Source organism: Streptomyces sp. NPDC059828 (assembly GCF_042731955.1).
Lineage (GTDB): Bacteria > Actinomycetota > Actinomycetes > Streptomycetales > Streptomycetaceae > Streptomyces.
The window spans coordinates 62,168-82,650 of sequence record NZ_JBHWIW010000014.1 but is presented as its reverse complement, the minus strand read 5'-3'; the positions used below and the strand labels follow the sequence as shown (position 1 = coordinate 82,650).

The window sequence follows — 20,483 nt, the reverse complement described above, 5'->3', positions numbered from 1 at the left end:
CATTCCCTCATTTGGCCTCGTAGGCGACCATCGCGGACCGTACGGCGGGCGAGAACATCGCGGGCCCCAGCGCGTCCGAGTGGGCGAGGCCCTCGGCTGTCAGCCGCAGCAGCCCGCCCGTCTCCTCCAGCCAGCCGCGCTCGGCGAAGCCCGACAGCTCGACGGGGAAGTCGTCTCCCGGATGGTTCCCGAACCGAGCCGCGTACTCCGCCACGGGCATGCCCCGCGACTGGAGAAGCGACTGGAGCAGATGGCGGCGGCGTGCTTCGTTCCCGTCGATCGGCCGGCCGACCTCGGCCCGGCTGAAGTCATCGGCGCTTGTGTAGTCGTCGATGATCCTCCGTATCTCGCCCATGTCGACGGCGTAGTCGAAGGAGTAGTGCAGCCCGGATGTGTACGAGCGGGCCCCGCAGCCGAGTCCGATCATCCCGTCGGTCTGGCAGGCGTGGTCGTCCGGGCCCTGCGCCGGTGCGTCCGCGCGGCGGAACATCCGCATCGACACCTGCTCGTAGCCGTGGGCGAGCAGGTGATCGCGGCCCTCCCGGTACAGCCGCAGGCGCTGGGCATCCCAGGCCTCGTCGGCATCCGCTGCGGCGCGGCGGCCCAGCCCGGTCAGCGGCCGTACGTACAGCGGATACAGATACAGCTCCTCGGGCCGCCAGGACAGTGCCGCGTCCAGTGAACGGCGCCAGGTCGCACCGGTCTGCCCGTCGATGCCGTAGATCAGGTCGATGTTGAGCACGGGGAAGCCCGCGTCCCGGATCCGGCCGAGCGCCGCATCGACGTCGGCGCGCCGCTGCGGCCGGACGGCCGCGCGCGCCTCCTCGTCGACGAAGCTCTGCACACCGATGCTCAGCCGTGTCGCGCCGCGCTCGGCGAGCACGGCGAGCCGGTCCGCGGTCGCGGTGGCCGGGGAGGTCTCCACGGACAGCGGGACCGTGCCGAGATCCGCGCCCATGCCCTGCTCCGCGATGTCGCAGAGCCTGGCCAGCTCGGCAGCGGTCAGAAAGGTCGGGGTGCCGCCACCGAAGGCCGCGGCGGTGAACCGCACCGGATCCGCGTCCCCCAGGGCTTCCCGGACCGCCGTCGCCTGCCGCTCCAGCGCGTCGAGATAGCGCGTGGTCAGCTCGTCGGGGGCGCCGATCCGGGTGAACAGATTGCAGAAGCCGCAGCGGACCCCGCAGAACGGTATGTGGAGGTACAGCGAGAGCGCGTCCTTGCGCTCGGCAGCCCACAGCTCCCGCAACGAGGGCCGGTCGGCCAACGGCCGGTAGGCCGTCTTGTGCGGATAGGCGTACACATAGCTCTGGTAGGGCCGGATCGCATTCACCGTGTCTCCCCGTCCTTGCCGTCTGCCCGGGATTCCGCGGGGCCGGGCAGGAAGAACTGCGCGTACGGCACCGTCCAGACCACCTCATGGCCGAGCCGGTGCCCTGTGTACCCGTCGTCGCCGTACGCCGTGCCGTGGTCGGAGCAGACGATCGCGAAGCAGCGGCGCCTGCTGCTCGCCGCCGCGAAGAGCCGGCCGATGTGCCGGTCCACGTACTCCAGGGCAGCGGCATGCGTCGCGCGTGAATCGCCCGCCTCGCGGGTCGCGCCGGGCAGATGGAACCAGTTGGGCTGGTGCAGGGCCGCCACATTGACGAACAGGAACAGCCGCTGGTCCCGGGGGAGCGAGGAGACGACCTCCTCCGCGCGCCGCACCTGTGCCTCGAACGAGACGGGCGAGGCCACACCGAACTCCGGCTCCCAGTGGCTCTCCTGGAACAGTCCCGGCAGCACGTTCCCCAGAGGGCCCTGGCGGTTGAAGAACCCGACACCGCCGATGCACACCGTGCGGTACCCGGCCTCCGCCAGTCCTGAGACCAGGTCCGGGGCGTCGTACACGAACGTGCCCTCCGCTGTGGTTTCACTGCCCGCGAAACGCGCCGCGAACAGCCGGGGATGAGGACCGGGTTCGGCGGGCGTGGGCAGAAAACCGGCGAAGATCGCCTGATGGGAGGCGTAGGTGAAGCTTCCCGGGGCGTGCCTGCGCTCCCAGACGCCACCGGGAAGGAGCCGCGTCAGATGGGGGATCCGGCCCGCCGCGGCGAGCTCGGCGGCAACATCGAAACGAAGTGTGTCCAGAGTGACGAGCAGCAGATCATCCGTGCCGACGACGGACGCCATGTCGATCATCTGTGCCGGGCCGGAAGGGCCGGAAGAGGTCGTGCGCATGGTGGTTCCTTGTGGTGCGAGGTGATGGCGGCGGCTACCTGTGCCGCGTAGGTGTCGAGGCCGGCCGCTCCGCTGCCGGGCAACCCTGTCAGTCGCGGCAGCAGATCGCCGAACGCGTTGACCTCGCCGACGGTGAAGCGCCGCCAGGCGGTGGCGGGCAGGAGATCGACCCCGACGCACAGCCGTCGCGGGAACTGGGCCGCCGCTCGTTCGCAGAGCCCGAGCACGTCCTCGGGCCAGCTGCGGCCCGCCGCCCGGACGGCAGCCATCGCCTCGGCCAGATCGCCGCGCTCGCCACCGAGATGGAGATTGGTGAGCGGGGAGCGGCTGGTCCGCACGACGGCATGGGTCGCCTTGCCCGCGACCACCACGACCCGCAGATCAGTGGCCCGGGAGCGGTGAACGGCCTTCGGCAGCCAGCGCTCGATGTGCAGGCCGTCGGGCGCCAGTGCGTCCACGATGGCCGCGACCTCGGACTCCGAGGTGTAGCGGCGCAGCCGGAGCGAGTTGAAGAGCCTGCCGTCAGGCGTCCGTTCGACCGATGTGACCGCGCGCACCCGTCCGCCGGAGGCCGCTTCGACGGCCAGCACCCCGGATGCGGATGAGCCATGGGCCGGTTTGACGAAGGCGCGGCGGAACGCCGGCTCGGCGAGATACCCCCGGACATCCTCCCAGCCACCCACCACCGGGGCGGCACGCCCCGATGTCGGGGACGGTGGCACCGCCACGCCGGCCGCGGCGAGTCGCTCATGGCACAGCCTCTTGTCGAACAGCACGGCGAGGTCGCCCGGGTCGTCGAGCAGTGTGCCGCCCGCGTCCCGAACCGCCACCGCCACCTCCCCTGCGGCTTCGGTGAAGCGCCGGTACCACCGGGCACCACCTTCGACCCGGGACGGATCACGGACACCGCGCAGCAGAAAGTCGACCTCGGCGTTCTCCCCCGGTGAGTCGATGCGCACCCACTCGTCCGGCAGGAAGCGGCAACGGCCCCGCAGCACATCGAGCCACGGCACCACGCGCGCGTCGGGCAGCCCCGCCGCACGCACCGCGTCCTGGAAGAGGGCGACGCGCCTGTTCTCGGGATTTCCCACGACGGCGAACCGGGGCGGCGCCGTGGTCACTCCGCCACCGCGGTGAAGCGGCCGTCGCCACCGTCCCACGGCTCCTGGACGTCGTCGAGATCGACGGTGACACCGGCCGGCTCCAGTGCCTCACGTATCCGAGCCCTCAGCGGGCCGCTGATGAAGTGGTGGTTGAGGTCGAGCTTCTTGAGGTGCGTGAGCGGCTGACCTTCGAGCAGCGCAGCCGCTCCTTCGTCGCCGAGCGTGCCCATCGACAGGTCGAGCGTCTCGAGGCGCGCCACGACGGGTGCGCTGGCGAAGGCGGCGGCGATCTCGTCCTGTATCTCGGCGTTGCGCAGCGCGAGATGCCTCAGCCTGGGCAGCCGGGAGCCGGTGAAGAACGACTCCAGATCCGCCAACTCGGTGTCGCCGCCGTAAGCGGAGACACCGAGCCACAGGTCCAGGTGCTCCAGCGCGGGCAGCTCGCTCCCGGCGATGCCCCGCACCACCTCGGCCGGCAGACCGCCGGTCTCGACGCACAGGGTACGCAGCGCGGCGTGCCGGACCGCGGGGAACCCGAGTCCTGTCCCGCCCCGGACTCCGAACTCCTCCAGTTGGGGGAAAGCCTCCAGCAGGGGAGTCACCGTGGTCTGGTTGATCCAGGAGATCTCGCATTCCTCGTACGTGATGTCACCGAAGAACAGCGCGCGCAGCGCGGGCAACTCGCCCCGCGCATCCCGGATGGCCGTGATGACCTCGTCGGGAGCGCTTTCGTACACGTCGCTCCACGCGCCGACGATCAGCGCGCGCACCCGGGTGGTGTCCACCGCCGCGGTGAAGCGGGCGAAGGCCGCCTCCCATGCCTCGTCACTCTCGTACGCATCGACGGAGATCCGCCAGGCGACCGACTCGGGGTCGGGCAGGGAGCCAGGCTCGGCGTCGGCGTCGGCGTCGGGGAAGTCGAAGACGGGCAGGCCGTACAGGTCCTGCAGATGGCCCGAGATGGTCATGACGGGGCTCCAGACACCGAAAGGCGTTGATCGGCTGATGTGCGAGCAGTTCTACCAAGCCGCAGTGACAACGCTCTCCGCGGGGCTCTCGGACCGGTCGGGGGGACCGCGTTGTCAGACCCTGCCCCTAGCTTCGGTGTCAGGTTCGGCGCACTCGGCGCCGCCACCTGGAGGGGAGTGCCATGTACCGGCAGGGAGACGTGCTGATCGTGCCCGTCGCGCAGGACGACGTTCCGGAGCACGTGAAGCAGGCGGAGGGGGAGCCGCGGGACGGCAGAGGCCGTCTGGTGCTGGCGCTCGGCGAGGTCACCGGGCATGCGCACGCGCTCGCCGCGAGGGGCCGGCTCGTCCGGGAGTCCGGGGTGCCCGGCGGGCCGATGCTGCTCGAACTCCCGGAGGGTGGCCGTCTGGTGCACGAAGAGCACGCGCCGATCGCACTGCCCAAGGGCTGGTACCGCGTGGTGCGCCAGCGGGAGTACATACCGGGCGCCGTCCGGATCGTCGCGGACTGAGGACTCGGGCTCGGCGGACGACGGCAAGAACATCGCAACGGACAACAGGGGACGGGGATACACCATGCGGTACGTGGAAAAGTGGCGGGCCGTGGCGGCGGCGACGGGCGCGGCGGAGCGCGCGGAGGCGGAGGAAGGGGTGCGGCTCGCCTACCAGTCGGTGGGGCTGACCGCACCAGGGCGGCTGATCTGGGTGGACTCGCCCCGTGCCGCGGTGGCGGCGGTACGCTCACTGGAAGGCGCGGGTCGCTCGGTGCGGGACCGGATCAGGACGGACCCCTGGGCCGATGAGCGCCGGCGCGTGCATGACGAGCTGGGGCCGGCGGGCTGGACCGAGCACTGGTCGCGCACGGGCGCCCTGCTCTGGGACAACACCCGGGCGCTGGCCGAGCGGATACGGTCCGGGGTCGCCGACGAACTCGCCGCGGAGGCGGCGGCGCAGGCCGGGGATGACGAGGACGAAGCGGCAGCGGAGCGCACCGCCGTCCGTCTCGTCCTGATGGACGCCGTGCTGGGCCAGCACGACGCGGCCTGGCTCGCGGCCTTCGACGGGCGCAGCGAGCGACTGGCCGGTCTGGCCCGGGTGGCGGAGCACGCGGGCTGGTGGTGGCCGTTCGAGCATGCGGTGGTCCTGTGTGAGCGGCCGGTCGAGCTGCACCGCGACGAGGCGGGGCGGCTGGACCGCGGTGACGGTCCGGCGCTGGCCTTCGCCGACGGCTTCGCACTGCACGCCTGGCGCGGAATGCCGGTGGCCGCGGACTTCCTGGCCGCACTCACGTCACTGACCCCCGAGCGCATCCGCACCGAGGGGAACGCCGAACTGCGGCGCGTGATGCTCGAGTTCTACGGCTATGACCGCTATCTCGCCGAGTCGGGTGCCCGGCCCGTGCACCGTGACGAGACCGGGGTGCTGTGGCGTATCGCGCTGGACGACGACGAGGACGTCGTCATGGTCGAGGTGGTCAACTCCACCCCCGAACCTGACGGCACGCACAAGACGTACTGGCTGCGGGTGCCGCCCGCGACCCGCAGTGCGAAGGAGGGAGTGGCCTGGACGTTCGGTCTCGACGCCGCCGTGTACGAACCAATACGTCAGACCTGAGGCCCGGTCGGCGGGCTGAGCCGTGCGGCGTCCCCGGCGGGAGTTCTCCCGAACGGACTACGCGCCCTGCCGGGTCAGTGCCTCGCGCTCGAGGCCCAGCTCGCGGGCCAGTGCCTCGTCCGTCCATGCCAGCATCGCGGCCCGGGTGAGCGTCCCGTCGTACGCGGTCATCTGCACCGCCAGTCCGTCCAGCAGTGCCGTGAGCCGCCACGCGGCGGACGCGGGGTCGTCGCAGTGGAACTCGCCGGCCGCCGAGCCCTCCGTGATGACCGCGGTCAGCGCCGCCTTCCACTGCTGGTCGAGGTCACGGGCCACATCGCGCAGCGCGGGGTCGCGCAGGGATGAGGCCCAGCCCTCGATCCACAGCCGCCAGCCCTTGGCCTGGCCCGTCGGGGCGTACCAGCGGACGGCGGTGCGCAGCCGTCGCAGTGCGGAGGTCCGGCGGCTCAGGATGCGGCGCAGATGCGCCAGATCGGCCTGGGCGGCGTGGGCGAAGGCGGCCGCGACCAGCTTCTCCTTGGTTTCGAAGTGGTAGAGCACCAGCGCGTTGCTCACCCCGAGGGCCGAGGCGACATCGGCGATGCGTACGGCCGCCACCCCCCGGGCCTCGATCTGTTCCACGGCGGCCCGCAGCAGTTCCTCCCGCCGCTCCGCCACGCTCAACCGGAGTCTCGCCACCCGGTCACCCTACACACGCCTGTGCGAGCTCACGGGCTGTCGGTCCATGTGCTGTCAGGCGTACCAGCCGTAGCGTTCCGTGATCACCGGGAGCCGCTCGGCGGCGATCGCGTGTGCAGCCGCGCGCGGGGTGCCGGCGTCGGCCTCGGCGCGCGCGAGCATCTGACCGACCAGGGCGCGCATCGAGCGGCGGGTGTGGGCGAAGGCTTCGTCGGCGTCGGCGGCGATGTCACCGAAGAGGGTCCACCACCACCATGCGTTGGTCCCCGAGTTCACGACCACGTCCGGCAGCACCGTCACCCCGCGGGCGGCGAGAAGCCGTTCCGCCTCGGGCAGGACCGGCATATTGGCCGCCTCGACGATCCAGCGTGCCCGCACCCCGGCCTGGTTGTCCGCGTCGATGGCGTACGAGACGGCGGCGGGCACCAGGACCTCCGCGTCGGCCACCAGCCATGCGTCGCCCGGCAGCTCGGTGTCGTCGGGCCGCAGCGCCGCCCGGTCCACCGTGCCGTACGCGTCACGCGCGGTGAGGAGGGCCTCCACGTCGAGCCCTCCGGGGTTGACGATGGTGCCCTTGACGTCGGCAACGGCGACGATCCGCAGACCGGCACGGGACAGAAAGCGTGCCGTCGCTCCGCCCATCGTGCCGAAGCCCTGGAGGGAGACCCGTGTGCCGGCGCGGGCCCTGCCCGTGCGGTCGAGCGCCGTGAGCACCGATTCAGCGACTCCGCAGCCACCGACCAGCTCATCGAGGCCGATGCCGTCGACCTCGATGGCGAAGGCGTCCGCCAGCCGCTTGCGCGCCGCCGCCTCGTCGTCGAGCAGCCGGTACACGGCCTGCACGGACGAGACGAGCCCCGCTTCGGTGGCTGCCCGGTCGACCAGATCCTGGCTGAGTCCCAGGTCCTCACCGGTGGTCCAGCAGCTCTCGATGTACGGACGCATCGCGCGCAGATACCGGACCAGTACCCCGTAGGCCTCCGGATCCCGCGGGTCGCAGTCGATCCCGCCCTTCGCGCCGCCGAGGGGCACATAGCGGGCCGTCGGATCGTCCGCGTGGAAGTGCAGGGCCTCCTTCATGGTCATACCGCGTGCCAGCCCCGCCACCTCCTCCAGGGTGCACCCCGCACGCATTCGCAGCCCGCCGCTGGCGACTCCGCGCACGAGGCGGTCCACCACGAGGTGCCCCTGACGCCCGGTGACGGGGTCGGTCCAGGTGAGCGAGATCAGCGCGGTGTGCTGGGTCTGCTGGGCTTTCAGTGAGGTGTCCACGGCGGACATGGAGCCTCCAGAAGGAGCGACGGACTGAACCGTCGGTCAGTATCTGGAGGTGCCGGACTCGTGTCAACGCGATATTCGTGCAGGCCAAACGGGGTGCGCCCGATTGTCGTGCCCGGGACGCGCGGATTTGTGTCCTGGTGCCCTGGGTGAATGTGACATTTCCCGCCACCGGGAACCAGCCGACCCACGGGCCCGTTCCTGCACTGTCGTACCCCCCGCACATAATGGAAGTCCCGCAAGGAAGACTCCCGGACCCCAGGAGGCCCCGTGACCGGCGCCGCACCCCCGAGTTCCCTGCGCTCCCGGCTGCGGTCACTGCGGCCGACCGCCTTCGGGGCCGACCCGGAAGGGGAGCGGATGGAGCGGATCCGCCGCTCGCCGAACTTCGTCGACGGGGTGTTCCGCAACCCGGTGGAGGCCAGGACCAGGCCATCCGGCTCCACGCTCGAGTTCGCGAAGATCTACTTCGAGCGGGAGGCCCGCAGGCTGCGCACGCCCGCCGCCCCCATCCCCCTGCACGCCGACACGCTGGCGGATCTTGCCGCACCGCCCGCCACAGGGCTGCGGATCACCTGGATGGGTCATTCGAGCGTTCTCGCCGAGATTGACGGCCGGCGGGTGCTCTTCGACCCGGTGTGGGGCTCGCGCTGCTCACCGTTCCCCTTCGCCGGACCCAAGCGGCTGCACCCCGTGCCGGTGCCGCTCACCGCGCTCGGCCCGGTCGACGTGGTGGTGATCTCGCACGACCACTACGACCACCTGGACATGCCCACGATCCGCGCGCTGGCGTCCACGGACAGCGTGTTCGTCGCGCCGCTCGGTGTGGGCGCGCACCTGGAGCGCTGGGGTGTGTCCGAGACACTGCTGCGCGAGCTCGACTGGGGCGAGTCGACGGAGGTCGCCGGCCTACGCCTGACCGCCACCCCGGCCCGCCACTTCTGCGGGCGCGGGCTGCGCAACCAGCAGCACACCCTCTGGGCTTCCTGGGCGGTGCTCGGGCCGTCCGGCCACCGCGTCTACCACAGCGGGGACACCGGTTACTTCCCCGGCTTCAAGGAGATAGGCGCCGAGCACGGTCCCTTCGACGCGACCATGATCCAGATCGGTGCCTACAGCGAATACTGGCCCGACATCCACATGACCCCGGCCGAGGGGATGCGCGCCCATCTCGACCTCCAGGGCGGGCAGCCCTCCGGGGTGATGCTGCCGATCCACTGGGCCACCTTCAATCTGGCCCCGCACCCATGGGACGAGCCTGGCGAGGGCTGTGTCACCGCCGCCGCCGAGGCCGGGGCCCGGCTCGCCCTGCCGCTGCCCGGCCAGCCCTTCGAACCCACCGCGGCGGACGTCCCGGCCGCACCCTGGTGGCGTGCGGTCGCACCGGTCGCCACGGCCGCCCCTGTCGCGTCGGCGGGCAGGCATGACGGCGCCGCGGCGGAAGCTCCGGCGTCCGGTGTCAGTGGTGCCGTCGGGGGCACCGACGCGGAGGCCCCCGAGACCGCCCCGACCGGCTGAGACACACCACGGGACACAACGGCCCGCGGCGCCCCCTCGTGCGAACGAGCGGGCGCCGCGGGTTTTCGCTCTGCCGTACGAAGCCTCATACCAGAGACGGACGCCGCACGGGCAAGTTTGTCAACTGCCCACCGCAGATGAACGGTTGACGACTACCGTGTGTGGCCGGTGATCAACGGTGGGCTCACCTCGCGTCGGGGTGTCCGGCCGCTGAGCCGCAGCTGAACACCCGTCGTACGGCCACGTACCAAGGACGCTGATGTCTCAACTTCGCGCACCCGCCGCGCGGCCGGACCGCCGCGAGGGCGGACGGCACGGCCGGTCAGGCTCCCGCACTCCCACCGCGAGCCCCCGCGCTCCCCACACTCCCCCCACCACCAGGCAGCGGCCCGCACCCCCGCCGGAATCCCGGATACGCCCGCAGCTGCTGCGTACAGCCGTTCTGCCGGCCGTCGTCGCCTCGCTCAGCGGCGCCGCAGCGGTGCTCTTCACGATCCGCTCCACGGACACACACCCCTCACCCGCTCTCTGGATCGCCCTCCTGGGGTCATCGGCGCTGGCCCTCGCCGCCGTGGTCACTGCCGCGTTCGGCGCGGACCGCGCCGCGAGATCCGTGGTCGACCGCTGCAACAAGCTGCGTCGTTCGACCGCACGCGGCCAGGCGGACCTGCGTACCGTCGTGGAGGGACTGCGCCGCGGTGAGCGCCCGGGGCCCCGCCGGGACGTGCCGGTCCCCGGGCCCGGTGCAGACGAGTTCGACCTGCTCGCCCACGACCTCAGCCGGTCCTATGACGCCTCCGTCGCCGCGGTCGTCCAGGCCTCCCGGCTCTCCGGCAGCCCCGGGAGCGACCAGAAGGTCGAGGTCTTCGTCAACCTGGCCCGTCGGCTCCAGTCCCTTGTGCACCGCGAGATCCAGCTCCTTGACGAGCTGGAGAACGAGGTCGAGGACCCCGAGTTGCTCAAGGGCCTGTTCCACGTCGACCACCTCGCCACCCGTATCCGCCGTCACGCGGAGAACCTGGCCGTGCTCGGGGGCGCCATCTCCCGTCGCCAGTGGTCGAATCCGGTCACGATGACAGAGGTACTGCGCTCCTCGATCGCCGAGGTCGAGCAGTACCCGCGGGTGAAGCTCGTGCCGCCGATCGACGGCACCCTGCGCGGCCACGCCGTGGCCGATGTCATCCATCTGCTCGCCGAACTGGTCGAGAACGCCACGCTGTTCTCGGCCCCGCACACCCAGGTCCTGCTCCGCGCCTCGCACGTCACGGCCGGACTCGCCGTCGAGGTCGAGGACCGGGGTCTCGGCATGTCCGCCGCCGAGCAGCACAGGATGAACTCCCTGCTCGCCGACCCCGATCAGGCCAATGTGGCCCAGATGTTGCAGGACGGCCGCATCGGCCTGTTCGTGGTGTCGGCCCTTGCCCGCCGGCACGGCATCGCCGTACGCCTCCAGTCCAATATCTACGGCGGGATCCAGGCCGTACTCGTGCTGCCGAAGGGGTTGCTCGGCGAGGAGGCCGACGGTCGCCCGAACGCAGGAAACGCACCCGCGCACGCTCCCGACCAGACCGGTGGGACCGCTGTCGTGTCGCTTCCGGAGCACAACGCACTCGGGCAAACCCCGGCACCGGCACCCGCACCTGCGTCGGCACCCGCACCTGCGTCGGCACCCGCATCAGCCCCGGCACCCGCATCAGCCCCGGCGACCGGGCCCGGCCCGGCCACAGGCCCGCAGCGGTCGCTCACCTACGTCACCACCGGCCCCGGCATCCCGCACCAGCCGCACCAGCCGCCGCAGCCACCAGCACGTCACCAGCACCAGGGCGGCGCCGGCCAGGACCCGCTGCCGGCGCCCGCCGCCACGGGCGGCCGCCCCACGCTCCCCAAGCGCCGCGCCCAGGAACATCTGGTGCCGCAGCTGCGCCATGACCCGGCCCCACGGCCGGACGAGGAACACGCCCTCCACGACCCGGGGTTGATGGCCGCCTTCCAGCGCGGTATCGGCCTCGCGCAGACGCAGAGTCCCCCGGCCGCCCCCCACGAACCGCACCTTCGGGACGACACTCACAAGGAGTAGATGCACCATGGCGAGCGATGCGCCGACCAGCCATTCCTCGGATCTCGACTGGCTGCTCAGCGGACTGGTCCAGAGAGTGCCGTATACCCACAACGCGGTTCTCCTCTCCTGCGACGGCCTGGTGAAGTCCGTACACGGGCTCGACGCCGACAGCGCCGACCACATGGCCGCGCTGGCATCCGGGCTGTACTCACTCGGCCGCAGCGCCGGTGCCCGCTTCGGCGACGGCGGAGAGGTCCGGCAGGTCGTGGTCGAACTCGACTCCACCCTGCTCTTCGTGTCCACCGCGGGCTCGGGTACCTGTCTGGCCGTGCTCGCCGGGCGCGAGGCGGACGCCGCGGTCCTCGGATACGAGATGGCGATGCTGGTCAAGAGCGTTCGGCCCTATCTGGTCACTCCGGCGAGACAGCCGGCCGGAGCACCGAGCACCTTGGGGCCCTGACCGTGCCGGCTCTGCAGGAGGGGCCGTGGCTCGACGACGCGGCCGGGCGCCTGATCCGCCCGTACACGGTGAGCGGGGGACGCACCCGTCCGACGGCCACACTGGATCTGCTCTCGCTGGTGATGGCGACCGGTACGGCCCCGCAGTCCCATCTGGGCCCGGAGCACACCCTGGCGCTCGGGTTGTGCGACGGACCCACCTCGGTGGCGGAGATCTCCGCGCACTTACGCCTTCCCGCGGTCGTCACCAAGGTGCTCCTGTCCGATCTCCTGGACTGCGGTGCGGTCACCGCGCGGGCGCCCCGGTTCCAGGAGTCCCCAACCGACCGTTCTCTGCTGGAGGCAGTGCTCGATGGTCTACGACGACGGCTCTGAACCCCATGGCCGCCCGGGCCGTTCGGTCGCGGGCCTCTTCCCCACCGCGCTGAAGATCCTGGTCGCCGGGGGGTTCGGAGTCGGCAAGACGACCTTCGTCGGTGCGGTGAGCGAGATCGAGCCGCTCAGCACCGAGGAGTTGCTGACCACGGTCAGCGCGGCGACCGACCGGCTCGACGGTGTCGAGTCCAAGACCACCACGACCGTCGCGATGGACTTCGGCCGTATGACCCTCGACGAACGCAATGTGCTGTACCTCTTCGGCACACCCGGTCAGGAACGCTTCTGGTTCATGTGGGACGAGCTCTCCGAGGGAGCACTGGGCGCCGTGGTGCTGGCCGACACCCGCCGCCTCGACGAGTCCTTCGCCGCCGTCGACTTCTTCGAGCGGCGGGGCATCGGTTTCGTCGTCGCGGTCAACGAGTTCGACGGGGCCTACCGCTACGAGCCGGATGAGGTGCGGGCCGCCATCGACCTCAGACCCGAGATACCGGTCGTGTTGTGTGACGCCCGTATCGCCAGTTCCGGGATACGGACCCTGGTCACCCTCGCCCAGTATCTGCTGACCACCACGCCGGCACCGGCACCGGCGCCGAGCTACGGAGCACTCTCATGACGTACGACCCGACCGGCCATCTGCTGCTCACCCCCGTGGACCCTGACGCACCGATACGGGTGCGCAGGCTGCGACAGCTGGGCCTGGGGGAGCGGGCGGAACCGGCCTTCGACGACTTCGCCCACCGGCTGGCAGAGGTGACCCGGGCCCCGTACTCGATGGTCAACTTCATCGATGAGAACCAGCAGTTCTTCGCCGGGCTGCATACTCCGTCGGGCAGCCACTCGGGAGAGCAACTGGACGCCGCCGCGGCCGCGACGGGCGCCGACGTGAGCCGCTTCATGGCGCGTGACCACGGGTACTGCCCCCATGTGGTGGTGCGGCGGAAGGCGCTCGTCCTTGAGGACGTGTGCGACTATCCGCGCTTCGCGGGGAACCCGGTGGTGGACGAGATCGGCATCCGGTCCTATCTCGGGGCGCCGCTGATCGACCGCACCGGGATCGCGCTCGGCACGATCTGCGTGGTGGACACGGAGCCGCGGCCCTGGGGCCGGGCCGGTCTCGAGACGATCAAGTCGCTCGCCGCCGAGCTGGTGGAACAGATTCACCGCCGCGAGGACGGTGGAATCTGACGGTGCGGCGATCGTGACGAGGGCGCTCCGCGCCCGGCCGGGGCCCGCCCCTCACAGGGCGGGCGCCAGCCGGGTCAGTGCGGACAACCGCTGTGACCACTGCCCCTTGGCAGTGCCCAGTGCCACCTCGGCGAGCCGGAGCAACTGGATGTCGGAGGTACCGGCGGGCGCGAAGATGTGGTGGGCGTCCCGCAGATAGCGTTCGATGGGACAGTCGGTGAACAGCCCGGCCGCCGCGTGGACCTCCATCGCGTTCCGCGCCGAGTCCAGCGCCGACTCGACGTTGACCAGCTTCGCGTTCATCAGCTCCGCGTCGCACTCCATCCCCTCGTCCAGCAGGTGCACCGCGTGGTACGCGGCGAGCCGTGCTGTCATCAGCCGTGACTGGAGCTGTCCCAACTTCAGCTTGATGGACGGCAGTTCATGAAGCGGCTTGCCGTAGCGCAGGCGTTCGGAGCAGAAGCGCGTGGTCTCCTCCAGGATCGCCTGGTGGATGCCGAGCGCGACCGCCGTGAGGTTCGCCCGTCCGTACAGGACGCTGGAGGAGTATGCGACGGCAAGACCGTCTCCCTCCTCACCCAGCCGGTTCTCCACCGGCACCCGGCAGTTGTCGAAGAAGAGCTCGCCGAATCCGAATCCGTGCAGACCCATCGTCGGCTTCTGTTCGCCCGTGCGAAAACCGGGTCGGCCCGACTCGACCAGCAGAGCCGTCAGGCCCGCTGACCCCGGGCCGGTACGTACCACGACGCCATGGAGATCCCCGACATGGCTGTTGCCGACGTACACCTTTCGGCCATTGAGGACATAGTCGTCGCCGTCACGCACCGCGGTGGCGCTCATGCCCAGCACATGCCCGCCCGACTCCGGCTCGGTGACCGCGATGGTGGGAAGGCACTCACCGGCCGCGATCGCCGGGAGCCAGGTCTTCTTCTGCTCCTCGGTGCCGAAGTGGACTATCTTCGCCGCACCCAGCTGGGAGGCCTGGACCATCGCTCCCATGGCGGCGCTGGTCCGGGACAGCTCCTCGATGATGATGGTCTTGGCGAGATGGCCGGCCCCCATCCCTCCGTAGTCCTTGCCGATGGTCGCTCCGAGCCAGCCCTGCCGCGCGATCAGCCGCGACAGCTCGTGGTGCACCGTGCGGGCGGCCTCCATCGCGGTAATCCGCGGCCGGACCTCACTCTCCGCGAAGTGTCTGACGCGCTCCCTGAGCTGATGGTGCGGTCGACTGGCGAAGTACCCGTCCATTGGCGAGCCCTCCTCTGCGAAAACGCCTGCTCGCGCGGGTGTGCGAACTGCTGGTGCATCGGTGTGGTCCCGTTCCGTACGGGCCGGGCACCACATGGCACCTCATGGTGTTGATCACCGCCGACGGCATTCAGGCAGACTCCCAACTATGTCTGAAACAGGGCCCGTTGACGTTTGAATGAACTGTGTGCCGGGTGGTACTAGCCCGCCGCTTCTCCTCGAAGGGCATTCCCACCGGGTCGCTGCTTGCCACATGCCAAGGGCAAAGGTTTTACGCGGCGCCCGGCGCATGGTTGTGCCGCCCCGCGCCCCCGTCCGCGCCGGGCGCTGCCGTCCTGCCGTCCCGGCGGTGGTGGGACGCGTTTCGAGCAGGTCGGGGGTGGAAAGTATTCGCTCACTGGATGTCGCGACTCCGCGCGAACTGGGCTATGCCTACTCGGAGTTGGGGGATGCCAGCGCGCAGTCACTTCGGCGTCGACCCACGTTTCAGGAAGACGAGAGTCAGGGGTCGAAAGGTTGAGCGAACGCATTGTGATGACATTCACCACCATCCCGGCCTGCGGTAACGCATGGTGATGAGTTGCCTACGACTTCAGCACGTACAGTTACGCGTGTGCAGACAGTCGACGAAGGAGACTCATGCGACCGTTCGTACTGAACTTCGTACTTCCGGCCGAGAGTCCAGCGGTCACCATTTCCTACAGCTATGACCCCGCCCTCCAGCTGAACGTGCTGGCGGACGGACGCCCCGCGGTCGATGACAGGGCGGTGCTGTTGGCGACCGGGACGACCACTTCCACGGCCGGTTCCAAGACCCACTTCGACGACTGAACAGACCGGCACCAGAAATGACCGTGCTCATCCTGACCTGTCGGCAGGACGTGACCGCAGACATGGTGGTCGCCAAGCTGCATGAGCGGGGCGTGCCCCTGGTACGCCTCGACCCCGCCGACGTACCGGGCGAGGCAGCCCTGTCGGCCGAGTATGTACAAGGGGACTTCTACGGCCATCTGTCCACGGAGGGACGCTTGTTGAGCATGAGCGCCCTGCGCTCGATATGGGTCCGCAGGCCCGGGGAGCCCGCAGCCCACGCCCCGGAACCCTCGGAGTGGCTCGCGGCCGAGACCGAGCAGGCGCTCTACGGGATGCTGTACTCCGCCACCGCGCGGTGGATGAACCATCCCGCCATGTCCGCCCAGGCACGGTGCAAGCCGTGGCAGCTGAGCCTCGCCCACCGCAGCGGCTTCGCCGTACCGCCCACCGTCATCACCACCTTTCCCCGGGTGGCGCGGCAGTTCGCCGCCCAGTACCGGGACCTCGTGGTGAAATCGGCATCCGGTCCGCCGGTCGGTGACCCGCCGGTCGCCCTGCCCACGACCCGCATCGGCCAGGATGCCGACTTCTCCTCGGTCGCCGCTGCCCCGACCCTGCTCCAGCAGTTCATCGCCAAGCGCGCGGACATCCGGCTCACCGCGGTCGGCGGCAGGCTGTTCGCGGCGCGCAAGCTCGCCGCCTCCGACCAGGTCGACGGGCGTTACGGCACCACCGGCCACAACTGGCAGCCGGTGGATGTGCCCCACCGCATCGCCCGTGCCGTGCGCGACTACACCGGTGAGGCGGGCCTCGCCTACGCCGCCTTCGACTTCGCGGAGGACGGGGAGGGGGTGTGGTGGTTCCTGGAGTGCAACCAGGGCGGGCAGTTCGGCTTCATCGAACTGGAGACCGCTCAGCCCATCGCCGACGCGGTCGCCGGCTGGCTGGCCGCTGCGCCGAACGGGTCGGGCCGCGTTATGCCGAGCGCGTCCGCAGGGGATGGTCATCGTGTTCCATGACCACCTCCCCCAAGGAGAGACCATGCGTATGCGCACTCTGGTGGCAACGGCCGCACTGGCCACCGCCGCGGTCCTCGGCGGCGCCGGTGCCGCCGCGGCCCACGACGGTCCCACCGCCATCGGTGTGGTGTCGGGCTCGCCCGGCGTGCTGTCGGGCAATGTGATCCAGATGCCGGTCTACATGCCGATCGCCTTCTGCGGCAACAGCTTCACCGTCATCGGATTCCTCAACCCGGCGATGGGTGTCTACTGCCTCGCATAACCCCTGGCACCCTGGACCCGGCGGATCCTGTGCGGGGGAGCGTGACACGGATCTGCCGGGTCTGCTGCGCCTGGCGGGTCTGATGGTTTTCGTCCTCTTTCTTCTGCATTTCTTCCGATCGGTTCCCGCTGGCCGTTCCCGTGACCGGCCGGACGCAGGGCGAGGATGCGGTATCCGCTCCGGTACGCACCGTGCACGCTGAGCCGCACGGGCGGTCGGCCGGGAAACGGTTCGTGACCACCCAGGGAAGTGCGGTATGGTTCTCGTGCGCGGTCGGCCGGGGGAAACCCCAGGTCAGACGGGCACCGGGACGTGGCGCAGCTTGGTAGCGCACTTGACTGGGGGTCAAGGGGTCGCAGGTTCAAATCCTGTCGTCCCGACCAGCGAATTCGCCGGTCGGAAGCCGTTTCCTCATACATGAGGAAGCGGCTTTTCTCCGTTTCAGGACCCCTGAGCCGTTTTCGGACCCCTGACGCCCCTCAGTCACGCCGAGCCACCAGCCGGTACGCGTTGGCCAGCCCGAGACGCTCCGCGAACCGCGCGAGGACCCGGTCCGTCAGCGTCGCCAGCAGCAGGGCCGGCACCCCCGCCAGCAGCACCGAGGTGCGCAGCGCGCGGCGCACCCGTCCGGGTCTCGTCGGCAGCCACGGCAGGTCGTCCCGGGGCGCGGCCTCGTCCAGAGCCAGCCAGACCGCCGCCACCAGATCCACGGCCTCGTGCGCCGACCCGTGCTGCTCCGCCACCACCGTGAAGCCGAGTCCCGCGAGCGCCCGGCGCAGATTGGCCACGGGCACCAGATGGAGATGCTGCGGCTGGAGCCAGGGGAGCCACCAGCGCCCGAGCAGCCGGGCATAGCGGCTGTCCGGGTCAGGCACCTCGATCACCAGATGCCCGCCCGGGCGCAGCGTCGCGCGGGCCGCCTCCAGCTCCCGTATCGGCTCGGTGCTGTGCTCCAGGTAATGGAACATGCTCACCACGTCGTACTCGCCGGTCAGACCCGGCGCGAGCTCGGTGAAGCCGCCGCGGTGGCCCCGCTCGACCCGCCCCTCACGAGCGGCCAGGTCCACACCGTCGGAGCGGTCGAGCCCGTCGAAGACCACATCAGGCAGGACCTCCCGGGCGACCTCGCAGAAGTGCCCGTGACCTGTGCCCACATCGAGCCACCGCTTGGCCTCGCCGACATGCGGCAGCACGGACGCTGCCCGGCGGCGGTAGGAGGCGGTCCGTCCGCTGAACATCCCGTCGAGCTGCCGCTCGCCCAGGCCGTCGTAGAAGTCCCGGTAGTAGAAGTCGAGCCCCCGGGCGTTGAGCCGCGGGTTCTGGAACAGATGCCGGCAGGAGTGGCACCGGTCGATCCGGAAGTTCCCCGGCTTGTGCTGGAGCAGGTCGGAGGTCCGCAGATGACCGCCGATCCGCGCTGATCCGCACCAGGGGCAGGTGAGCCGCATCGGCTCGAAAAACGCCTGGGGACCGTCGGCGAGCTCGGCCCGGTACGCGGGGCGCAGTGCGGCCACCGTCTCGTGACGCGGTCGCTGGGGGCGGGAGCGCCCGGAGCGGGGGTTCATACGGAGTCCTCCTCGTTCCTGTCACGGGCGAGCTGTTCCAGGTGGGCGGCGGCAGCGGCGGCTCCGCCAGCCGAGCGGAAGGCGGAGCCGATCGCCCGGGCCGCGGCCCGGTACCCGGGTGCGTACAGCACGGCGTCGATGGCCGCACCGACCCTGGCCTCGGTGGCCCGGCCGAAGCGGACCCGTACCCCGGCACCCGCGTCGGCGACCTGTGCCGCGATCACCGGTTGGTCGTCCCTGATCGGCGCGACGACCAGGGGGACGCCGTGCCACAGTGACTCGCACACCGTGTTGTGGCCCGCATGGCAGACCACCGCGTCGACATGTCCGAGCAACGCGAGCTGCGGCACCACGGGGACGGCGAGCAGGTCCTTGTCCTGCTGTGCGTCGCGCGTGTCCTCGCCCCGGTGCGCGGCGTCCCCCCGCGGGGAACCGGTGCCGAGGACGCCCTCCGGGTCCACGATGACGGCCTGCATCCTGTCCGCCCGGGCGCGCAGCGCCGCGGCACACTCGGTGAGGAAGCGCCTGCCCACATCGGTGTTCGCGGTGCCGAGGGTGACCAGGACCGTCGCACGCCCCGGGTCGAGCCACTCCCAGGGGAAGCCCGCAGGGCTGGGGCGCGCGGTCAGCGAGGGTCCCACCCAGCGGATCCGGTCCCCGCCGCGGGCGGGCGGACCGGCCAGCTCCTCGGTGGTGAACGCCAGCACCAGATGGGGCGAGAACCGCGGATCCGCCGTGCCGTCAGGGGCGCCGATACGTCGGCGCAGCTCGTCCAGCAGCGCGTCGTTCCAGGCCGCGACCTTCGGCATCGCCGACAGGACATCGGCGAACTCCGCCGAGGTCGTCGCCGATGTCGCCCACCGCATCCCCAGCCGCTCGGCGACGAGCCCGCCCGCCACCGCCTGCTGGTCGGCGACCACCACATCGGGACGGAACACCTCCACCGCGCCCCGGACGCCTTCTGCCATCGCGTCGGCGAGCGGCACCAGAAACCGCTCCCAGAGGAAACGCAGTGCTTCCGGACCCCGGATGTCCGCCGGCCGTGGCACCCCGTCCGTCCAGGACGCGGGGGACGGGAAGACCCGCGCGTCCTGCCCGGCGAGGCGGTGCACCACATCCGGCTGCCCCGCCCAGGCCACCTGGTGCCCCCGGTCGGCCAGCTCGGCCGCCACCCCCACCAGCGGGTTGATATGGCCGACGAGCGGGGGAACGACGAACAGATAGCGGCTCATGGCACGTTCACCTCCACGGGCGTGCCCATCGGCGACTCCATGGGCGTGGCCACCGGTATGCACGCAGGCGCGGTCGGCAGTGGACCGTCCTGCCGGTGCGGATGGCGCCCGATCCAGTCGAGTACGAGGTCGCGCACCCGCCCCGGCGCCTCCACCAGGACGGAGTGCTCGTGACCGGGCAGCAGCACCGTCCGGCACCGGGGCAGCAGGGCACGCAGCCACGGTGCCTGCTCGGCGAGGTCGGAGTCCTCGCCGTACACCGCGAGCACCGGACAGCGCAGCGAACGGATGTCCTGCTCAGCGACGAGCTCGCAGGTCGTGACCTCGGCGGCGATCGTGGTGTCCCGCACCAGCCGTCCCGCGGCCTTCGCCAGCCGTGCCGTGTGCCCGCCGCGGTGCGCGGCGATCCAGTCGAGGGCGTCGCGCTCGTTGGCCGTCATCTCGTGCCGCACCCGGTCCAGCAGACCGAAGATCTTGTGTGCCCAGGAGGGCGTGGCCGGTTCGGACTCGATGACCGCGATGCTCGCCACCCGCTCGGGATGCCGCAGGGCGTAGCCGAACGAGACCGTCCCACCGAAGGAGTTGCCGACCAGATGGACCGGGCCGTGGATCCCGAGCCGTCCGAGCAGTGCCCCGAGATCGCCCACGAAGGCGTCCAGGCTGTACCCCGTGGCCGGGCGCCCGCTGCGGCCGTGCCCCCGGTGGTCGTACATCACCACATCGAGTCCGGCCGCGGCGAAGGCGGGCGCGACGGTGAAGTAGTAGCTCGCCAGGCTGTCGGTCAGCAGACCGTGCAGCAACACGACGGTCGCCCTGGCCGGCCGCCCGTCGCCGGGACCGAGCCGCTGGACGTGCAGCCGGATGCCGCCGGCGTCGACGATCGCCAT

The 20,483-nt window shown here is 70.9% G+C and carries 21 protein-coding genes and 1 tRNA gene; 12 read left to right on the top strand and 10 right to left on the bottom strand.

The features are described from left to right. Nucleotides 1–7: 7 nt before the first annotated feature. Genes ACFV6V_RS11615 through ACFV6V_RS11600 form a run of 4 tightly spaced genes read right to left on the bottom strand, consistent with a single transcriptional unit; the run spans nucleotide 8 to nucleotide 4,288 of the window. Nucleotides 8–1,330 carry an STM4012 family radical SAM protein gene (locus ACFV6V_RS11615; RefSeq protein ID WP_385562552.1) on the bottom strand — a complete coding sequence of 441 codons (1,323 nt, stop codon included), beginning with the start codon at nucleotides 1,328–1,330 and terminating at the stop codon, nucleotides 8–10. Beyond that, nucleotides 1,327–2,169, bottom strand: coding sequence for an STM4013/SEN3800 family hydrolase (locus tag ACFV6V_RS11610; protein ID WP_385562647.1), 843 nt, complete (start codon nucleotides 2,167–2,169; stop codon nucleotides 1,327–1,329). Before ACFV6V_RS11610 ends, ACFV6V_RS11615 begins: the two co-directional genes overlap by 4 nt. 5 nt (nucleotides 2,170–2,174) lie before the next feature. After that, nucleotides 2,175–3,338, bottom strand: a complete 1,164-nt coding sequence (locus ACFV6V_RS11605) for an STM4014 family protein (RefSeq protein WP_385562549.1) — start codon at nucleotides 3,336–3,338, stop codon at nucleotides 2,175–2,177. Then, a complete protein-coding gene (locus tag ACFV6V_RS11600; RefSeq protein WP_385562546.1) occupies nucleotides 3,335–4,288 on the bottom strand; it encodes an STM4015 family protein in 954 nt (317 codons plus the stop codon). Before ACFV6V_RS11600 ends, ACFV6V_RS11605 begins: the two co-directional genes overlap by 4 nt. A 182-nt stretch (nucleotides 4,289–4,470) precedes the next feature. On the opposite strand from ACFV6V_RS11600, the gene ACFV6V_RS11595 reads away from it, so the two are divergent. Together ACFV6V_RS11595 and ACFV6V_RS11590 are read left to right on the top strand one after the other, a co-directional pair. After that, complete coding sequence (locus ACFV6V_RS11595; RefSeq protein ID WP_385562543.1) at nucleotides 4,471–4,800, top strand: hypothetical protein; 330 nt, start codon at nucleotides 4,471–4,473, stop codon at nucleotides 4,798–4,800. Nucleotides 4,801–4,864: 64 nt separating this feature from the next. Further along, nucleotides 4,865–5,902 carry a DUF6745 domain-containing protein gene (locus tag ACFV6V_RS11590; RefSeq protein ID WP_385562540.1) on the top strand — a complete coding sequence of 346 codons (1,038 nt, stop codon included), beginning with the start codon at nucleotides 4,865–4,867 and terminating at the stop codon, nucleotides 5,900–5,902. A 57-nt stretch (nucleotides 5,903–5,959) separates the two neighbouring features. Here the strand turns inward: ACFV6V_RS11590 and ACFV6V_RS11585 are convergent, their stop codons facing one another. Further along, nucleotides 5,960–6,580: a TetR/AcrR family transcriptional regulator gene (locus ACFV6V_RS11585; RefSeq protein ID WP_385562537.1), complete on the bottom strand. Its 621-nt coding sequence runs from the start codon at nucleotides 6,578–6,580 to the stop codon at nucleotides 5,960–5,962. A gap of 54 nt (nucleotides 6,581–6,634) precedes the next feature. Beyond that, nucleotides 6,635–7,861, bottom strand: a complete 1,227-nt coding sequence (locus ACFV6V_RS11580; protein WP_385562534.1) for a Glu/Leu/Phe/Val dehydrogenase dimerization domain-containing protein — start codon at nucleotides 7,859–7,861, stop codon at nucleotides 6,635–6,637. 267 nt (nucleotides 7,862–8,128) lie between these two features. Between ACFV6V_RS11580 and ACFV6V_RS11575 the strand changes: the two genes are divergently transcribed. The 6 genes from ACFV6V_RS11575 (at nucleotide 8,129) to ACFV6V_RS11550 (ending at nucleotide 13,457) form a co-directional block, all read left to right on the top strand. Further along, nucleotides 8,129–9,376: an MBL fold metallo-hydrolase gene (locus ACFV6V_RS11575; protein ID WP_385562531.1), complete on the top strand. Its 1,248-nt coding sequence runs from the start codon at nucleotides 8,129–8,131 to the stop codon at nucleotides 9,374–9,376. 259 nt (nucleotides 9,377–9,635) lie between these two features. Beyond that, a complete protein-coding gene (locus tag ACFV6V_RS11570; protein WP_385562528.1) occupies nucleotides 9,636–11,453 on the top strand; it encodes a sensor histidine kinase in 1,818 nt (605 codons plus the stop codon). Between the two features lie 7 nt (nucleotides 11,454–11,460). Further along, nucleotides 11,461–11,895 (top strand): roadblock/LC7 domain-containing protein, encoded by a 435-nt coding sequence (locus ACFV6V_RS11565; RefSeq protein WP_385562525.1) that lies wholly within the window; start codon nucleotides 11,461–11,463, stop codon nucleotides 11,893–11,895. A 2-nt stretch (nucleotides 11,896–11,897) separates the two neighbouring features. Beyond that, a complete protein-coding gene (locus tag ACFV6V_RS11560; RefSeq protein WP_385562523.1) occupies nucleotides 11,898–12,269 on the top strand; it encodes a DUF742 domain-containing protein in 372 nt (123 codons plus the stop codon). Further along, nucleotides 12,247–12,885, top strand: a complete 639-nt coding sequence (locus ACFV6V_RS11555) for an ATP/GTP-binding protein (protein WP_385562520.1) — start codon at nucleotides 12,247–12,249, stop codon at nucleotides 12,883–12,885. Before ACFV6V_RS11560 ends, ACFV6V_RS11555 begins: the two co-directional genes overlap by 23 nt. Then, nucleotides 12,882–13,457 (top strand): GAF domain-containing protein, encoded by a 576-nt coding sequence (locus tag ACFV6V_RS11550; protein WP_385562517.1) that lies wholly within the window; start codon nucleotides 12,882–12,884, stop codon nucleotides 13,455–13,457. The genes ACFV6V_RS11555 and ACFV6V_RS11550 overlap by 4 nt, the downstream gene beginning before the upstream one ends. Nucleotides 13,458–13,508: 51 nt before the next feature. On the opposite strand, the gene ACFV6V_RS11545 is transcribed toward ACFV6V_RS11550, so the two are convergent. Beyond that, nucleotides 13,509–14,705, bottom strand: a complete 1,197-nt coding sequence (locus ACFV6V_RS11545; protein ID WP_385562515.1) for an acyl-CoA dehydrogenase family protein — start codon at nucleotides 14,703–14,705, stop codon at nucleotides 13,509–13,511. 639 nt (nucleotides 14,706–15,344) lie between these two features. Here ACFV6V_RS11545 and tgmA point away from each other — a divergent pair. The 4 genes from tgmA to ACFV6V_RS11525 all read left to right on the top strand — a co-directional run bounded on the left by tgmA (nucleotide 15,345) and on the right by ACFV6V_RS11525 (nucleotide 17,182). Beyond that, the gene (tgmA, locus tag ACFV6V_RS11540) at nucleotides 15,345–15,536 is read left to right on the top strand and encodes a putative ATP-grasp-modified RiPP (protein ID WP_338674114.1); all 192 of its coding nucleotides are present in this window, start codon (nucleotides 15,345–15,347) and stop codon (nucleotides 15,534–15,536) included. 17 nt (nucleotides 15,537–15,553) lie between these two features. Further along, nucleotides 15,554–16,537, top strand: coding sequence for an ATP-grasp ribosomal peptide maturase (tgmB, locus tag ACFV6V_RS11535; protein ID WP_385562512.1), 984 nt, complete (start codon nucleotides 15,554–15,556; stop codon nucleotides 16,535–16,537). 22 nt (nucleotides 16,538–16,559) lie between these two features. Then, nucleotides 16,560–16,799: a chaplin gene (locus ACFV6V_RS11530; RefSeq protein WP_361280627.1), complete on the top strand. Its 240-nt coding sequence runs from the start codon at nucleotides 16,560–16,562 to the stop codon at nucleotides 16,797–16,799. 306 nt (nucleotides 16,800–17,105) lie between these two features. Continuing rightward, nucleotides 17,106–17,182 (top strand) — tRNA-Pro (locus tag ACFV6V_RS11525). A gap of 96 nt (nucleotides 17,183–17,278) precedes the next feature. Here ACFV6V_RS11525 and ACFV6V_RS11520 read toward each other — a convergent pair. From ACFV6V_RS11520 to ACFV6V_RS11510, 3 genes are read right to left on the bottom strand one after another with little or no spacing between them, the layout of a single operon-like run. Next, nucleotides 17,279–18,364 (bottom strand): class I SAM-dependent methyltransferase, encoded by a 1,086-nt coding sequence (locus tag ACFV6V_RS11520; RefSeq protein WP_385562509.1) that lies wholly within the window; start codon nucleotides 18,362–18,364, stop codon nucleotides 17,279–17,281. After that, nucleotides 18,361–19,596, bottom strand: coding sequence for a glycosyltransferase (locus ACFV6V_RS11515; RefSeq protein ID WP_385562506.1), 1,236 nt, complete (start codon nucleotides 19,594–19,596; stop codon nucleotides 18,361–18,363). Before ACFV6V_RS11515 ends, ACFV6V_RS11520 begins: the two co-directional genes overlap by 4 nt. Then, complete coding sequence (locus ACFV6V_RS11510; protein WP_385562503.1) at nucleotides 19,593–20,483, bottom strand: alpha/beta fold hydrolase; 891 nt, start codon at nucleotides 20,481–20,483, stop codon at nucleotides 19,593–19,595. Before ACFV6V_RS11510 ends, ACFV6V_RS11515 begins: the two co-directional genes overlap by 4 nt.

Bases quoted from the DNA above. Each gene is read 5' to 3' on its own strand.
- ACFV6V_RS11610 (WP_385562647.1), bottom strand. From the start codon at position 2,169: ATGGCGTCCGTCGTCGGCACGGATGATCTGCTGCTCGTCACTCTGGAC.
- ACFV6V_RS11600 (WP_385562546.1), bottom strand. From the start codon at position 4,288: ATGACCATCTCGGGCCATCTGCAGGACCTGTACGGCCTGCCCGTCTTC.
- ACFV6V_RS11595 (WP_385562543.1), top strand. From the start codon at position 4,471: ATGTACCGGCAGGGAGACGTGCTGATCGTGCCCGTCGCGCAGGACGAC.
- ACFV6V_RS11590 (WP_385562540.1), top strand. From the start codon at position 4,865: ATGCGGTACGTGGAAAAGTGGCGGGCCGTGGCGGCGGCGACGGGCGCG.
- ACFV6V_RS11580 (WP_385562534.1), bottom strand. From the start codon at position 7,861: ATGTCCGCCGTGGACACCTCACTGAAAGCCCAGCAGACCCAGCACACC.
- ACFV6V_RS11570 (WP_385562528.1), top strand. From the start codon at position 9,636: ATGTCTCAACTTCGCGCACCCGCCGCGCGGCCGGACCGCCGCGAGGGC.
- ACFV6V_RS11565 (WP_385562525.1), top strand. From the start codon at position 11,461: ATGGCGAGCGATGCGCCGACCAGCCATTCCTCGGATCTCGACTGGCTG.
- ACFV6V_RS11555 (WP_385562520.1), top strand. From the start codon at position 12,247: ATGGTCTACGACGACGGCTCTGAACCCCATGGCCGCCCGGGCCGTTCG.
- ACFV6V_RS11550 (WP_385562517.1), top strand. From the start codon at position 12,882: ATGACGTACGACCCGACCGGCCATCTGCTGCTCACCCCCGTGGACCCT.
- ACFV6V_RS11545 (WP_385562515.1), bottom strand. From the start codon at position 14,705: ATGGACGGGTACTTCGCCAGTCGACCGCACCATCAGCTCAGGGAGCGC.
- tgmA (WP_338674114.1), top strand. From the start codon at position 15,345: ATGCGACCGTTCGTACTGAACTTCGTACTTCCGGCCGAGAGTCCAGCG.
- tgmB (WP_385562512.1), top strand. From the start codon at position 15,554: ATGACCGTGCTCATCCTGACCTGTCGGCAGGACGTGACCGCAGACATG.
- ACFV6V_RS11530 (WP_361280627.1), top strand. From the start codon at position 16,560: ATGCGTATGCGCACTCTGGTGGCAACGGCCGCACTGGCCACCGCCGCG.
- ACFV6V_RS11520 (WP_385562509.1), bottom strand. From the start codon at position 18,364: ATGAACCCCCGCTCCGGGCGCTCCCGCCCCCAGCGACCGCGTCACGAG.
- ACFV6V_RS11515 (WP_385562506.1), bottom strand. From the start codon at position 19,596: ATGAGCCGCTATCTGTTCGTCGTTCCCCCGCTCGTCGGCCATATCAAC.
- ACFV6V_RS11510 (WP_385562503.1), bottom strand. From the start codon at position 20,483: ATGGCGATCGTCGACGCCGGCGGCATCCGGCTGCACGTCCAGCGGCTC.